Here is a 15,236-nt window from a genome sequence, read left to right as displayed (position 1 = left end):
CCGGTTCGCCGCGCGCGTCAGGCGGCGGCGTGCAGGTGCAATTGCTGCGCCTCGAAGCGCCGTGCGAGTTCCTCGGACGGTAGCGCCTGGCAGACGAGCCAGCCCTGGATGTGATTGCAGCCCATCTCCGTCAGCAGCTCGCGCTGCGCCTCGGTCTCGACGCCTTCGGCGACGAGCTCGAGATCGAGCGTCTGCGCGAGGCCGACCACCGCCGACACGATCGCGCGGTCGTTGCGCGACGTCAGCAGGTTCTCGACGAAGCTGCGGTCGATCTTCAGCTTCGCGAGCGGGAAGCGCTGCAGGTACGCGAGGCTCGAATAGCCGGTGCCGAAATCGTCGATCGCGAAGCGGATGCCGAGATCGGTCAGCTCCTCGAGCAGCCCCTTCGCATGCGCGGGATCGTGCATCAGCAGGCTTTCGGTGATCTCGAGCACGATGCGGCGCGGGTCGATGCCCGTCAGCGTGATCGCCTCGCGCACGCTCTGCGTGAAGCGCGGGTCGCGGAACTGCTGCGGTGACACGTTGACTGCCACGTACTGCAGCGCGAGCCCCTGGCGGTCCCACGCGACGAGCTGCATGCACGCGGCCTTGAGCACCCAGTTGCCGAGATAGTTGATCAGGCCGATCGATTCGGCGAGCGGAATGAAGGTCGCCGGCGGCACGAGGCCGTGCACCGGATGGCGCCAGCGGATCAGCGCCTCGACGCCGACCACCGCGCACGACTGGCTGTGCGTGATCGGCTGGAAATGGAGCGAAAACTCGCCGTTGCGCACGCCGTCGTACAGGTCGGCTTCGAGCTTCAGCCGCTCGGCGTCGGCCGGATCGTCGACAGGCGCATGGAACGCGAGCGCGTTGCCGCCCGATGCCTTCGCCTGCGCGAGCGCGTGGTCGGCGCGGCGCAGCAGCGGGCTGTGGTGCTGCGCGCGATGCGGCGCGGCACGTTCGTCCGGATAGAGCGCGATGCCGATGCTCGCGGACAAATGCACGGTCTGCCCCTGGTACGCGTAGGGCTCGCGCACCGCGGCCTGCAGCCGGCGCGCGAGCGCGTCGGCGGCGTTGCTCGCCTGCGTGCGGTTCGACGCGCTCAGCACGACCGCGAACTTGTCGCTCGCGACGCGCGCGAGCCGTTCGTTCGGCGTGACGAGCGCCTTCAGCCGCTGCGCGGTCTCGCGCAGCAGCGTGTCGCCCGCGTCGTAGCCGAGCGCGCGGTTGATCCGCTGGTAGTCGTCGAGGTCGAGCAGCAGCAGCGCCGCGCAGGTGCCGTCGTCGTCGGCGGTCTGCTGCGCGCGCATCAGCGCGGGCACGAGCGCGGACAGGTTGTCGAGCCCCGTCATCGGGTCGTGGTGCATTTCGTACGTCAGGCGCGCCTCGAGCGCGCGCCACGACGATACGTCGAACGCCGCGATCGCGAAGCCGTCGACTCCGTGATGGCGGCTCTTGAACGCGCGGATCTCGACGTCCAGCGGGTAGGTGAGCGACTTGACGATGCACATCGTCGCCTTCTCGACCTGGCCCGAACGCGCGGCGCGCGCAAGCAGGCCTTCGAGCGCCGCGGTATCCTGTTCGGCGATCAGGTCGCGCAGCGTCAGCGTGTGCAGGTAGTCGCGGTGGTAGCCGATGAAGCGCAGGCTGGCATCGGACACGTACAGAAAGCGCAGCTCGCGGTCGACATGGGCGAGGAAATCCACCGTGCCGACCGTCTGTTCCAGCCAGTCGCGCACGGAGTCGTCGCGGCGCGGCGCGCCGGCGCGTGCGGGCATCAGCGCGCCGCCCGACCAGGCGAAGCGGCGCAGCGTATGCAAGGCACTGCGCCAGGAGCCCTTGCGTGACGTCTGTTTCCTGTTGGCTTCCATGTTTCTCGCTGACGTGAAGGGCTGGAACCGGTTGTCCGGAAGGAATAACGGCAGACTGTGCGGAATCTTTAACGGGCCGGGCGCGGATGGCGCTGCCGCAGGACCGGATCAGGCATGCGCGTTCGACAGGCGAACGCCGACTTGGCCTACATCGAGGCTGACTTTATAAGAAATGAGGACGCAGATGAAGCGAAAACTGTTGCTGGGCGCCGTGGCGGCGCTGGTGGCCGGTCATGCGCTGTTGGCTCAGGCGCAACTGAAGCCGGGCGCCGCGGCGCCGGACTTCACGACGCAGGCGTCGCTGGGCGGCAAGACTTACACGTACTCGCTCGCCGACGCGCTGAAGCAGGGCCCGGTCGTGCTGTATTTCTACCCGGCCGCGTTCACGAAGGGCTGCACGATCGAGGCGCATGCGTTCGCGGATGCGGTCGACCGTTACAAGGCTTATGGCGCGACGGTGATCGGCGTCTCGGCAGACAATATCGACACGCTGACGAAGTTCTCGGTGAGCGAGTGCCGGAGCAAATTCCCGGTCGCGGCCGACCCGGACGCGAAGATCATCCGCGAATACGACGCGAAGCTGCCGGCGCTCGACCGCGCGAACCGCGTGTCCTACGTGATTTCGCCGGAAGGGAAGATTCTCTACGAATACACGAGCCTGTCGCCCGACAAGCACGTCGAGAACACGCTCGCCGCCGTGAAGGCGTGGGCCGACGCGCATCCGAAGCAGTAAGCGGCCGGAACAGACCCCGGGCGTCGAAGCGGCCCGTCGTGCGGGCCGCGGGCAGGGGAAAACGCGCGGCGCCGCGGCGGCGGCGCACGGGGCGCTGCGCTACGCGCGCAATGCCTGCTCGATCGGCACGCCGCCGCCGACGAAGCCGACGATCTTGCGCGAGATGCCGAGCTTGATCGCCTCGATCGCGGCCCATGCTACGTCCTGGCGCGACACCGGCGGCGCGGGGTCGAGCCACGCGTCGGTCAGCGCGATCTTGCCGACGCCCGGCTCGTCCGCGAGCGGGCCGGGGCGCAGGATCACGTAGTCGACGCCCGACGCGATCACGCGCTCGTCGCCTTCGCGCTTCATCTGCGAATAGTGGCGCAGCGCGTCGGGGCCGTGCTCGGGCCGGTACGCGGACAGCGAGCTGATCACCACGAGCTTCTGCGCGTTGTAGGCAAGCGCGTATTCGGCCGCGCGGGCGACCGCGTCGCGGTCGACCTGTTCCTCTTCGACCGCGCCGTCCGTTTCGGCCGAGCCGGCCGCGTAGATCACGTGCGCGATGCCCTGGAACGCGTGCGAGAAATCGTTCGTCAGATCGGCCTCGACGACCCGCGCGCCCGCCAGCGCATAGCCGTGCCGGCGCACGAGCGCCGTGACCTCGAACTCCGGCTGCTTGAGCAGCAGATCCGCGCAGGCCTGACCCGTGCGGCCGGTCGCGCCAATCAGCAGTACCTTCGTCGTCATGAAACTGCTCCTTGCTCGATACGTCATCCTTCCAGATAGGGACGGACGACCAATAACTCAAGTGTAATGTCGATTTGGCCCGACGGCGGACAGGTATTAAGGGGCATACCGGCGCGGACATACCGGCGCGGGTCCGCGGTTCCCGGCGACACGGCGGGCGTTCGGGCGGTCATTCATTCACACGGATTCGGGAATGACGCGCCGACCGGCTATCATGTGCGCGATGCATTTTTCGCCGCTACGCTCTATAACGCGTCGGCCCACTGGTTGGAGTACACATGGCATTACCTCTGGACAACGTCAGCATGGCCGTGTTCTGCGACTTCGAGAACGTCGCGCTCGGCGTGCGCGACGCGAAGTACGAGAAATTCGACATCCAGCCCGTGCTGGAGCGCTTGCTGCTGAAGGGCAGCATCGTCGTGAAGAAGGCCTATTGCGACTGGGATCGCTACAAGGGCTTCAAGGCGTCGATGCACGAGGCGAGCTTCGAGTTGATCGAGATTCCGCACGTGCGCCAGTCGGGCAAGAATTCGGCCGACATCCGGCTCGTCGTGGACGCGCTCGACCTTTGCTACACGAAGTCGCATGTCGATACGTTCGTGATCATCAGCGGCGACTCGGATTTTTCGCCGCTCGTGTCGAAGCTGCGCGAGAACGCGAAGAAGGTGATCGGCGTCGGCGTGAAGAAATCGACGTCGGACCTGCTGGTCGCGAACTGCGACGAATTCATCTTCTACGACGATCTGGTGCGCGAGCAGCAGCGCACGCTCGCGAAGCGCGAACAACAGCAGCGCGCCGGTAACGGCGGCGCGAAGCGGCCCGACGAGCCGTCGCGCAAGCACGACATGGACGCGCGCAAGGCCGAGGCGATCGCGCTGGCGGTCGAGACGTTCGACGCGCTCGCGTCGGAGCGCGACGATGTGGGCAAGATCTGGGCGTCGGTGCTCAAGAGCGCGATCAAGCGCCGCAAGCCGGATTTCAACGAGTCGTACTACGGGTTCCGCGCGTTCGGCAACCTGCTCGACGAGGCGCAGGCGCGCGGCCTGCTCGAAGTGGGGCGCGACGACAAGTCGGGCGCGTTCGTGTCGCGGGCACGCCAGTCTGCGGCCACGGAGCAGGCCGCGGCAGGCGGTGAAGGCGCCGCCGCCGCGCACCACGGCACGCGTGCGGCGGAGCCGGCGCGGGCCGGGCGCGAGCCGCGACGTCGCGGGCAGCGGGCGGAAGCGGTCGTGCACGAAAGCGTGCAGGTCGAAGCGCAAGAGGCGGTCGTTGCCGAAGTCGCCGACATAGCGGGGCTCGCGCCTGCCGTCACGGCCGACGCGGCTGAACCGCACGGCGACGCGAAGGATGGCCGCAAGCGTGCGCGCAAGAGCGCGGCGAAGAAGACCGGTGCGAGGAAGGGCGCCGCCGCGAAGAGCGCCGGCCGTCACGAGGCCGGGAAGCCGGACGACACCGCGCATGACGCGGCGAAGCACGGTGGCGACAAGCACGCGCACGGCAAGCATGCCGACGACGCACATCGCGACGCGGAGCCGGGCGATGATCGGCATGCCGCGGTGACGCACGCCGAGCCGGCAGCAGGCGATTTTGGCGGCGAGGTTGCCGCTGCCCAGCCGTCGCATGGCGCGGCGCCGGTCGAATCGGTTGCTGAATCGGCTGCCGAAGCACCGGCCGCCGCGAAGCCGAAGAAGCCGGCCCGCAAGGCGGCGCCGCGCGCGCGTCGTCCGCGCAAGACAGCGGCGACCACCGAGTAACGGCAGCCGGCCGGATGTCGCCCGAAACAGGTCGGCACCCGCGCCGCGCAATACCGGCCGGCGCAACGCCGGCCGGCCTGCCTGCCGAGCTAGCCGTTCAGCGCATACGGCCGCGTCATCACTTCGAGGAAGTGGCCGTCCGGATCGTCGAAATACACGCCGCGGCCGCCGTTGTGGCGGTAGATGTCGCCGGGTTGCCGCTTTGCCGGATCGGCCCAGTGCGGCAGCCCGCGCTCGCGAATGCGCGCGAACACGCGATCGAAGCCGGCTTCGTCGATCAGGAACGCGTAATGCTGCGCCGCGATCTCCCCCGTTTTTTCGTAAAAATCGAGCGACACGCCGTTGTCGAGCGGGACGACCAGCATCGCGCCGAACGGCGTCGGCGGCGGCAATTCCAGAAGCTCGGTGAGGAAGCGGCTCGACGCGCGCTTGTCGCGGCACCAGACGATCGTATGGTTGAGCTGGGCGTTCATGGCGTGTTCCCGTGAAGGGCACCGCGGTGGGCATGGACTCACGATAGTCGATCGCCGTGCGCGGTCAAGGCGGGATCGCGCGTAGCGCCGATCGGCGGCCGATGCCGTCGGCAGCGTGGCCGCATCGTTCCCGCCGTGCCGGCCATTCCCCCGCACCGCGCGCACGCGGTTGCCGGCACCGCTTCCGCCGCGAATCGTCAGCGGAAACGATCTGGACGATCGGTGCCTTTTTCGGGAACAAAGGTCATTGGCGTGGCTTTTTGCGCCGCGAAGAATCTCCCTCAATCCATCGCCGTCACCCACCGGGTGGCGAACGGGCGATGCGGAACAAGGGAGGTGGACGATGCGCTTCACGCTGAACGGGCAGCCATTCGATTTCGACGGCGATCCCGATACACCGCTGCTGTGGGTCATTCGCGACGCGGCGAAACTGACCGGCACCAAATTCGGCTGCGGGATCGGCGCGTGCGGTGCCTGCACCGTGCATCTGGACGGCGAGGCAACGCGTTCGTGCGTGCTGCCGGTCGCGAGTGTCGCGGGCCGGTCGATCACGACGATCGAGGGGTTGTCGCACGATCGCTCGCATCCGGTGCAGCGCGCGTGGATCGAAAAGGACGTGCCGCAGTGCGGCTACTGCCAGTCGGGCATGGTGATGGCCGCCGCCGCGCTGCTCGCGCAGCACCGCAAGCCGACCGACGCGCAGATCGATCAGGCCGTCACGAACCTGTGTCGCTGCGCGACCTATCAACGCATCCGCGAGGCGATCCATGTCGCGGCGGGCTGACGCGGTGCAAGCGGAGCGCACGCCGAACGCGTCGCGGCGGATGTTCCTGACGAGCGGCGCGGCGCTGGCGGGCAGCCTGTTGCTGCCGCTGTCGATCAGCGGCGTCGTGCAAGCGGCCGGCGACGGCGCACGCTTTCGCGAGATCAACGACTGGGTGCGCGTCGATGCCGACGGCCGAACGATCATCGGCCTGTCGCAGGCGGAGGTCGGGCAGGGCGTGTATACCGGGTTGCCGCAGGTGCTGGCCGACGAGATGGATGCGGACTGGCGCAGCGTGACGGTCGAGTTCGTCACCGGGCGCGACGCGTACCGGATCCACGCGGCGAACGAGCCGCCGCAACAGTTCGTTGGCGCGTCGATGTCGGTGACGATGTTCTACACGCGGCTGCGAATCGCGGGCGCACAGGCGCGCGCGGCATTCCTGAAGGCGGGCGCCGCGCGGCTCGGCGTGCGTGCGACGCAATGCGCGACGCGCGACGGCCGCGTGATCCACTTGCAGAGCGGCCGTTCGCTGTCGTACGGCGCGCTCGTCGACGACGCGGCGAAGCTCCCGCCCGAATCGAATCCCCGCTTGAAGCCCGCCTCCGCGCATACGCTGATCGGCGCAGCGCTGCACAAGCTCGACGTGCCGGCCAAGGTCGACGGCAGCGCGATCTACGGCATCGACGTGCAGGTGCCCGACATGCTGGTCGGTGCGCTGACGATGGCGCCGACGCTGAACGGCAAGCCCGTGGCGGTGAAGAACCGCGACGCGGTGCGCGCGATGCCGGGTGTGGTCGACGTCGTGCTCGCGAAGGATGCGGTGATCGTCGTCGCGCAGAGCTACTGGCAGGCGAAGAAGGCGTGCGACGCGGCCGACGTCGCGTGGGACGCGGGCCCGACGGCGGCATTCGACAGCGCGACGATCCTTGCGCAGCGCAAGGGTGCGCTGCAGGCCGCACACGCGGTCGTCGCGACGACGATCGGCGAGCCCGAACGCCGTCTCGCCGAGGCCGGCACGGTCGTCGAAGCCGATTACCACACGCCGTACATCGTCCACGCGACGATGGAGCCGGTGAACGCGACCGTGCACGTGCGGGCGAACGACATCGAAGTGTGGGGGCCGGTCCAGGGGCAGGACAAGGTGCGCTGGGCGCTGTCGTCGCTGTTCGGCGTGCCGGCGGACCGGGTCGTCGTCAATACGACGTTTCTCGGCGGCAGCTTCGGCCGCAAGTACGTGCCCGACTTCGTCGTGCACGCGGCCGTCGCGTCGAAGGCGGTCGGCCGGCCGGTGAAGGTGATCCGTTCGCGCGAGGACGACATCCGGCACGGCTTCTACCGGCCGTGCGCGTCCGCGCGCCTGCGCGCGGCGCTCGGCCGCGACGGGCTGCCGGTCGCGCTGCATGCACGCGTCGCCGGGCATTCGCTGTACGCGGCGATCAAGCGCGACATGTACGAGAAGGCCGGCGGCTGGGACGAGACGATGCTCGACGGTCTCTACGACCTTTGCTACGACGTGCCGAACCTGCTCGTCGATTCGGTCACGGTGATGCAGCCGATCCCGGTCAGCTTCATGCGCAGCGTCGGCAGCACGTCGAGCGTGTTCTTCCTCGAAAGCTTCGTGAACGAGCTCGCACACACCGCGCAGGCCGACCCGGTGCGATACCGGCGCGCGCTGCTCAAGCACGACCCGCTCGCGCTGCGCGTGCTCGACGCGACGGCCGTGCGCGCGAACTGGTTCGGCCGCGCGCCGGCGGGCGTGTCGCGCGGCGTCGCGTATTCGCTGTACACGGGGCGAGGCGGCGCGTTCAGCACGCACGTCGCGACGATCGCCGAAGTGCGCGTGACGGGCGGCAAGGTGAGGCTCGAGCGGATCGTGTGCGGCATCGATTGCGGCCGCCCGATCAATCCGCTGCTGATCCGCGAGATGGTCGAAGGCGGGATCGGCTTCGCGCTGACCAACACGTTCCGCAGCGAAATCACGTTCGAGCATGGCGCGGTCGTGCAGGGAAATTTCGCCGACTACCCGCTGCTGGGCCTGGCCGACATGCCGAAGGTCGAGGTCGTGATCGTCGACAGCGACCGCGAACCGCAGGGCTGCGGCGAGGTTGCGCTGCCGCCCGTCGCGCCGGCGGTTGCCGACGCGATCTGGCGCGCGACGGGCGAGCGCCCGCGTTCGATGCCGTTTTCTGTTCCGCTCGCGTCCTGAGCGGCCCGTTTCTCCACTCATCCGGTCATCACCATGTTCCGAATTCAATTACGGGCCATCTCCGTCATCGCGTCATGCGCGGCGATCGTCGCGACACCGGCCGTCGCGGCGCCTCCGGCCGACGGCACGCTCGCCCGGCAACTCGCCGAACGCCATGCATGCCTGGGCTGCCACGCGATCGACCGCAAGCTGGTCGGCCCCGCCTATCGCGACGTCGCGGCGCGCTACGCGAACGACCCCGGCGCGGCCGACAGGCTTGCATCGCACATCCGCAACGGCAGCACCGGCGCATGGGGCGCGGTGCCGATGCCGCCGAACCGCATCGACGCCGGCGACGCGAGGCGGCTTGCCGACTGGATCCTGGCCGGCGCGCATACGCCGTAACGACGGTTTGCGCCGGCGCACGCAGGGCCGGCGCAAACCGGGCAGCACGGCAGTCCCGGTTTGTCGGAAACGGGCTGCCGATCAATATCAAGCACAACTACACGACAGGTCTGGAGACTCCCATGAAACAATTCCGCACGGCCGCGACGGCCGTTTCGTTCGCGGCGGCCGCCGTCGCGTCGCCGCACGCGCAGGCACAAAGCAGCGTAACGCTATACGGCATCGTCGACACCGGCGTGCAGTACTACAACCACGCGGCAGGCGGCGGATCGGTCGTCGGCATGCCGTCGCTGACGGGCGAGGTGCCGTCGCGCTTCGGCCTGCGCGGCGTCGAGGATCTCGGCGGCGGCTACCGCGCGTTCTTCGTGCTCGAGAACGGTTTCGCGATGAATTCCGGCGCGCTGAACTACGGCGGCCGGATGTTCGGCCGGCAGGCGAACGTCGGCATCGATTCGCCGTACGGGGCGGTCACGCTCGGGCGGCAGATGAACATGTCGATGCTCGTGCTGCTCAACGCGGACGTGATCGGCCCGTCGATCCATTCGATGGCGAGCTTCGACAGCTACCTGCCGAACGCGCGCAGCGACAACGCACTCGGTTATCTCGGCCGCTTCAGCGGGGTGACGGTCGGCGGCACCTACAGCACGGGCCGCGACGGCGCGGGCCCGGCCGGCCCGTCGGCGACGAACTGCGCGGGCAACGTGCCGGGCGACCCCGTCGCATGCCGGCAATACACGATGATGGTTGCGTACGACGCACCGCAGTTCGGCGCGGCCGCGTCCTACGACGTCATGCACGGCGGCACCGGCGCGTCGGCGCCGCTGTCGAGCCCCGGGTACACGGATACGCGCACCATCGTCGACGCATACGTGAAGTTCGGCGCCGCGAAGCTCGGCGCGGGCTGGATTCGCCGCAACACGGCGGCCGCGAGCCACGCCCAGTCCGACATCTTTTTCGCCGGCGGCACGTACGCCGCGACGCCGGCGCTATCATTCGATGCACAGGCGCTGCGCTACCTGCTGCGCGGCCGCTACGATTCGAACCTGTTCGTGGCGCGCGCGAACTACCTGCTGTCCAAGCGCACGTTGCTGTACACGTCGGTCGGCTACATGACGAACAGCGCGCTCGGCACGTCGTCGGTCGCGGCGGGCGGCACCGTTGGCGCGGGGCGGAACCAGACCGGCGTGATGGCCGGCATCCAGCAGCGCTTCTGACGCGGCGGCGCGAACCACGGGGCATCGACGATGGCGACCGATCTTCTCAGCGACGTACTCACGGACCTGCGGGCCGACGCGGTCGTGACGGGACGCTTCACGTTGAGCGCGCCGTGGGCGATCCGCAAGCCGGCCGTCGCGGGCGCGCCGTTTCGCACCTGCGCGGGCAGCCCGTTTTTCCTGTCGGTCGCCGGCGTGGAGCCCGTGCATATCGAGCCGGGCGACTTCGTGCTGCTGCCGCACGGCGACGAGCACGTGATGGCATCGTCGCTCGACGAGCCGCCCGTGCCGTTCGATACGCTGATGGCCGACAAGGGGATTCGCCCGCGCTTCGATACGCCGCTCGAATTCGTCGCGGGCGGCGGCGGCGCGACGAGCGAGCTCTACACCGGCATCGTCATATATCGCGACATCGTGCGCAGCCCGCTGTTCTCCGTGCTGCCGCCGCTGATCCACGTGCGCGCGAACGACGCGGCCGTCGCGCCGTGGCTCGCGAGCACGCTGCAGAGCTTCATCGCGGAGTCGATGGCGTGCCAGCCCGGCTGGGCGGTTGCCGCGACCCGTCTCGCGGACGTGCTGTTCGTGCAACTGCTGCGTGCGCATCTGCAGTCGTCGGCCAATCACACGGGCTGGCTGCGCGGCCTGACCGATCCGCAGATCGGCCGCGCGATGGCGCTGATGCATCGCGACCCGCGCCGCGACTGGCATCTGGCGAGCCTCGCGGCCGAGGCCGGCATGTCGCGCTCGCGCTTTTGCGCGCGTTTCGCCGAACTGGTCGGCGAAACGCCGATCGTCCACCTGACCGCGTACCGGATGTATCTCGCGAGCGGCGATCTTGCGCAGGGCAAGCGCCGGCTGATCGAGATCGCCGAGCGGGTCGGCTATACGTCCGAGAAGGCGTTCGCGCGGGCGTTTCACCGCTGGTCGGGCATGGCCCCGCGCCGGTATGCGCGCAATGCGCAGGATCTGTATGACCTTGCACGACATGGATGACGGCGCGCCGCGCTATCGGGTGCCGGCGCTCGAACGCGGGTTGGCGATTCTCGATATGCTGGCGGCCGGGCAGCCGCCGGCGACCGGCGCCGAACTCGCGGTGCGGCTCGGCGCACCGCGCAACTCGGTTGCACGATTGCTGAAAACGCTCGTTCGGCAGGATTTTCTCGTGGTCGACGTGCGTGGCCGCTATCGGCCGGGGCCCGCGGTCGCGCGCGTCGCCGCGGCTTATGTCGGCGCCCGGGCGGAAGTCGTGCACGCGCGGCCCGTGTTGCGGGCGCTATGCGAGCGTAGCGGGCTGGCCGCGCAACTGCTTCGGCGCAACGGCGCGGAGGCCGTCGTTCTCGCGCAGGCGGTGCCTGATGCGTCCGGGTGTCTCGTTGCGCGCATCGGCGCGCGTTTCGTCGGGCGGCCCGCGGACGCGGGAGACGTTGCGCGTGTCGGTGCGCACGAGGTCTGGCGGCTCGGCGGGCACGATGCGCCGCGGCAGGGGACCGGCATCGTCGCGATGCCGGTCGATGCAGCAGGGCCGCTTGCGATCGGCGTCGCGCTCGGCGAGTCGGACGGCGCGCGACGGCGACAGGTGCTCGGGATGATCGACGACGCGGCGCGGCGGTTGTCGTGCGCGCTGGCCGGGCTCGCCGAGCGACGCTGATCGCGCGTGCGCGCCGATGCGCGCCGCAGGGCCGGCGACACGGCGCGCGGCGCGTCGCAGGCTGGCCGCCGTTTGTGCGCGATTTCGCGGCGGTGCCGGCCGGCATGCGGGGCAGGGCAATCCGCCCCGTTCGCGCTGCGCCGGCCCGGCGTTCGATGCCGCGTGATCATTCTCCGGCGACGGCCGGCCCACCCGAATTCCCGCGGCGATTGCGCCGTTTCTCGGCCCACACGCGCAGCCGGTCCATGTACAGGTAGACGACCGGCGTCGTATAGAGCGTCAGCACCTGCGACACGATCAGGCCGCCGGCGATCGCGATCCCGAGCGGCGCGCGCAGCTCGGCGCCGTCCCCGTTGCCGAACGCGAGCGGCAGCGAGCCGAGCAGCGCCGCCATCGTCGTCATCATGATCGGACGGAAGCGCAGCAGGCACGCCTCGTGGATCGCGTCGAACGACGACTTCCGGTTGTTGCGCGTCTGGTCGATCGCGAAGTCGACCATCATGATCGCGTTCTTCTTCACGATGCCGATCAGCAGGATCACGCCGATCAGCGCGATGATGCTGAACTCGGTCTTGAACAGCAGCAGCGCGAGCAGCGCGCCGACACCGGCCGACGGCAGCGTCGACAGGATCGTGATCGGGTGGATGTAGCTCTCGTACAGGATGCCGAGCACGATGTAGACGGCCAGCAGCGCGGCGAGGATCAGGATCGGCTGGTTGTCCAGCGACTGCTGGAACGCCTGCGCGGTGCCCTGGAAGCTGCCGACGATCGTCGGCGGGACGCCGACCTGCGCCATCGTCTGGTAGATCACCTGTGTCGCCTGCGACAGCGACACGCCCGGCGGCAGGTTGAACGAGATCGTCGTCGCGACGAACAGCCCCTGGTGGTTGACCGACAGCGGCGTCGTGCTCGGCCCGAACGTCGCGATCGCCGACAGCGGGATCATCGTCGACTTCGACGTGGACACCGACGCGCCCGACGACGCGCTCGACTTGCCGCTCGCGGCGATCGAGTTGAGCGCCTGGTTGCGCGCGGAATCGGACGCGATCGCCGCGGCGCTCTGCGCGGCCGTGCCGGCGCTCGACGTGCCGGCCGACGTCGCGACGTAGGTGCCGGCGGCCGCGTTGGTGGTCTGCGCGCCGTTCGCGCTGCCGCCCGACGTGCTGACCCACACCTGGTTCAGCATCTCGGGGCTCTGCCAGTATTTCGGCGCGACTTCCATCACGACGTGGTACTGGTTCAGCGGGTTGTAGATCGTCGAGACCTGGCGCTGGCCGAACGCGTCGTACAGCGTGTTGTCGATCTGCGCGGGCTTGATGCCGAACCGTGCGGCCGTCGCGCGGTCGATCGTCACCATCGCCTCGAGGCCGCCTTGCTGCTGGTCGGAGTTCACGTCGGTCAGCTCGGGGCGCTTTTGCAGCGCCTCGGTCAGGATCGGCCCCCACTTGTACAGGTCGGCGCTCGAATCGCCGAGCAGCGTGAACTGGTACTGCGCGTTGCTCTGCCGGCCGCCGACGCGGATGTCCTGCGCGGCCTGCAGGAACGTGCGCGCGCCCGCGACGTCCGCCAGCGGCGGGCGCAACTGCTGGATCACCTGGTCGGCCGACAGCTTGCGCTCGGTACGGTCCTTCAGCGTGACGAACATGAAGCCCGAGTTGGTCTGCGTGCCGCCGGTGAAGCCCGCGACGCTCTTCACGTTCGGGTTGCCCTGCACGATCCGCATCATCTCGGAGAACTTCAGCTTCATCGCCTGGAACGACGTCGACTGGTCGGCCTGGATGCCGCCGATCATCAGCCCGGTGTCCTGCTGCGGGAAAAAGCCCTTCGGCACGATGATGTACAGGTAGACGTTCAGCCCGATCGTCGCGAACAGGGTCAGCAGGATCAGCAGCGGGCGGCGCAGCGCCCACGACAGCGAGCGCTCGTAGCCGCGCTGCATGCGCGTGAAGCAGCGCTCGAGGAAGCGCCCGAAGCGGCCTTCGCTTTGCGGGTCGTGCGACTCGCGCAGCAGGCGCGCGCACATCATCGGCGTGACGGTGAGCGACACCGCGAGTGACACGGCGATCGCGAGCGACAGCGTGAGCGCGAACTCGCGGAACAGGCGCCCGACGATCCCGCCCATCAGCAGGATCGGCAGGAACACCGCGACGAGCGAGATGCTCATCGACAGCACCGTGAAGCCGACCTCGCGCGCGCCGTCGAACGCGGCCTGCATCCGCGACTTGCCGTTCTCGATGTGCCGCGAGATGTTCTCGAGCACGACGATCGCATCGTCGACGACGAAGCCGGTCGCGACGATCAGCGCCATCAGCGACAGGTTGTCGATCGAGAAGCCGAGCAGGTACATCGCGCCGAACGTGCCGACGATCGAGATCGGCACCGCGACGCTCGGGATCAGCGTCGCGCGCCAGTTGCGCAGGAACAGGAACACGACCATCACGACGAGGCTGACCGCGATCAGCAGCGTGTGCTCGGTGTCCTTCAGCGATGCGCGGATCGTCGTCGACCGGTCGAGCACGGGCGTGACCGTGATGTCGGCCGGCAGCGACGCGGTGAGCTGCGGCAGCGCCGCGCGCACGCGGTCGATCGTCTCGATGATGTTCGCGCCGGGCGAGCGGTAGAGGATCACGAGCACCGCGCGCTTGCCGTTCGACAGGCCGAGGTTGCGCAGGTCCTCGACCGAATCGACCACGTCGGACAGGTCGGACAGCCGCACGGCCGCGCCGTTGCGGTAGGCGACGACGAGGTCGCGGTATTGCGACGCCTCGGAGGCCTGGTCGTTCGTATAGAGCTGGTAGCGCTGCGGACCGAATTCGATCGCGCCCTTCGGCGCGTTGGCGTTCGCGGACGCGAGCGCCGCGCGCACGTCCTCGAGGCCGATCCCGTAGTGGAACAGCGCTTGCGGCTCGAGCTCGACCCGCACGGCCGGGTTGGCGGAACCGCTCACCGAGACCTGGCCGATCCCGTCGATCTGCGACAGCGACTGCTGCAGCACCGTCGACGCGGCGTCGTACAGCTTCGCGGGCGACGAGGTCTCCGACGTCAGCGACACGATCATGATCGGCGAGTCGGCCGGGTTGACCTTGCGGTAGGTCGGGTTGCTCTTCAGCGCGGCGGGCAGGTCGGCGCGCGCCGCGTTGATCGCGGCCTGCACGTCGCGCGCGGCGCCGTCGATGTCGCGGTTCAGGCCGAACTGCAGGATGATCCGCGCATTGCCGACCGTGCTCGTCGACGTCATCTCGGATACGTCGGCGATCGAGCCGAGGTGCCGCTCGAGCGGGCTCGTCACGCTGGTCGCGACGGTCTCGGGGCTCGCGCCCGGCAGCGACGCCTGCACCGAGATGGTCGGGAAGTCGACCTGGGGCAGCGGCGACACCGGCAGCTTGATGAACGCGAACAGGCCCGCGAGCGCGACGCCGATCGCGAGCAGCGTCGTCGCGACGGGGCGGGTGATGAAGGGGCGCGACAGGTTCATG

12 protein-coding genes are annotated in these 15,236 nt (G+C 69.1%); 8 read left to right on the top strand and 4 right to left on the bottom strand.

Going from position 1 to position 15,236, the window contains the following annotated elements:
- Positions 1-17: 17 nt before the first annotated feature.
- Positions 18-1,760, bottom strand: coding sequence for a putative bifunctional diguanylate cyclase/phosphodiesterase (cdpA, locus tag JYG32_RS08525; RefSeq protein ID WP_213265409.1), 1,743 nt, complete (start codon positions 1,758-1,760; stop codon positions 18-20).
- A gap of 277 nt (positions 1,761-2,037) precedes the next feature.
- Between cdpA and JYG32_RS08520 the strand changes: the two genes are divergently transcribed.
- A complete protein-coding gene (locus JYG32_RS08520; RefSeq protein ID WP_174382233.1) occupies positions 2,038-2,586 on the top strand; it encodes a peroxiredoxin in 549 nt (182 codons plus the stop codon).
- 99 nt (positions 2,587-2,685) lie between these two features.
- Here the strand turns inward: JYG32_RS08520 and JYG32_RS08515 are convergent, their stop codons facing one another.
- The gene (locus JYG32_RS08515; RefSeq protein ID WP_213265298.1) at positions 2,686-3,315 is read right to left on the bottom strand and encodes an SDR family oxidoreductase; all 630 of its coding nucleotides are present in this window, start codon (positions 3,313-3,315) and stop codon (positions 2,686-2,688) included.
- Positions 3,316-3,593: 278 nt separating this feature from the next.
- On the opposite strand from JYG32_RS08515, the gene JYG32_RS08510 reads away from it, so the two are divergent.
- Positions 3,594-5,069, top strand: a complete 1,476-nt coding sequence (locus JYG32_RS08510; RefSeq protein ID WP_213265297.1) for an NYN domain-containing protein — start codon at positions 3,594-3,596, stop codon at positions 5,067-5,069.
- A gap of 89 nt (positions 5,070-5,158) precedes the next feature.
- On the opposite strand, the gene JYG32_RS08505 is transcribed toward JYG32_RS08510, so the two are convergent.
- On the bottom strand, positions 5,159-5,542 hold the full coding sequence (locus JYG32_RS08505) for a VOC family protein (protein WP_213265296.1): 384 nt from the start codon (positions 5,540-5,542) through the stop codon (positions 5,159-5,161).
- Between the two features lie 343 nt (positions 5,543-5,885).
- On the opposite strand from JYG32_RS08505, the gene JYG32_RS08500 reads away from it, so the two are divergent.
- The 6 genes from JYG32_RS08500 to JYG32_RS08475 all read left to right on the top strand — a co-directional run bounded on the left by JYG32_RS08500 (position 5,886) and on the right by JYG32_RS08475 (position 11,760).
- Positions 5,886-6,326 carry a (2Fe-2S)-binding protein gene (locus JYG32_RS08500; protein ID WP_129514121.1) on the top strand — a complete coding sequence of 147 codons (441 nt, stop codon included), beginning with the start codon at positions 5,886-5,888 and terminating at the stop codon, positions 6,324-6,326.
- Positions 6,310-8,514: a xanthine dehydrogenase family protein molybdopterin-binding subunit gene (locus JYG32_RS08495; RefSeq protein ID WP_213265295.1), complete on the top strand. Its 2,205-nt coding sequence runs from the start codon at positions 6,310-6,312 to the stop codon at positions 8,512-8,514. Before JYG32_RS08500 ends, JYG32_RS08495 begins: the two co-directional genes overlap by 17 nt.
- A gap of 33 nt (positions 8,515-8,547) precedes the next feature.
- Entirely contained in the window at positions 8,548-8,898 is a 351-nt protein-coding gene (locus JYG32_RS08490; RefSeq protein ID WP_213265294.1) for a c-type cytochrome, read from the top strand.
- 122 nt (positions 8,899-9,020) lie between these two features.
- The gene (locus tag JYG32_RS08485; RefSeq protein ID WP_213265293.1) at positions 9,021-10,112 is read left to right on the top strand and encodes a porin; all 1,092 of its coding nucleotides are present in this window, start codon (positions 9,021-9,023) and stop codon (positions 10,110-10,112) included.
- 30 nt (positions 10,113-10,142) lie between these two features.
- Complete coding sequence (locus tag JYG32_RS08480) at positions 10,143-11,105, top strand: AraC family transcriptional regulator (RefSeq protein WP_174382226.1); 963 nt, start codon at positions 10,143-10,145, stop codon at positions 11,103-11,105.
- Complete coding sequence (locus tag JYG32_RS08475; protein WP_213265292.1) at positions 11,083-11,760, top strand: helix-turn-helix domain-containing protein; 678 nt, start codon at positions 11,083-11,085, stop codon at positions 11,758-11,760. Before JYG32_RS08480 ends, JYG32_RS08475 begins: the two co-directional genes overlap by 23 nt.
- Before the next feature lie 166 nt (positions 11,761-11,926).
- Here JYG32_RS08475 and JYG32_RS08470 read toward each other — a convergent pair whose 3' ends face one another.
- Complete coding sequence (locus JYG32_RS08470; protein WP_213265291.1) at positions 11,927-15,235, bottom strand: efflux RND transporter permease subunit; 3,309 nt, start codon at positions 15,233-15,235, stop codon at positions 11,927-11,929.
- Position 15,236 lies beyond the last annotated feature (1 nt).

Source organism: Burkholderia pyrrocinia (assembly GCF_018417535.1).
Classification (GTDB): domain Bacteria; phylum Pseudomonadota; class Gammaproteobacteria; order Burkholderiales; family Burkholderiaceae; genus Burkholderia; species Burkholderia pyrrocinia_E.
The sequence above is the reverse complement of the archived record's forward strand: the minus strand, read 5'-3'. Positions and strand labels throughout refer to the sequence as shown.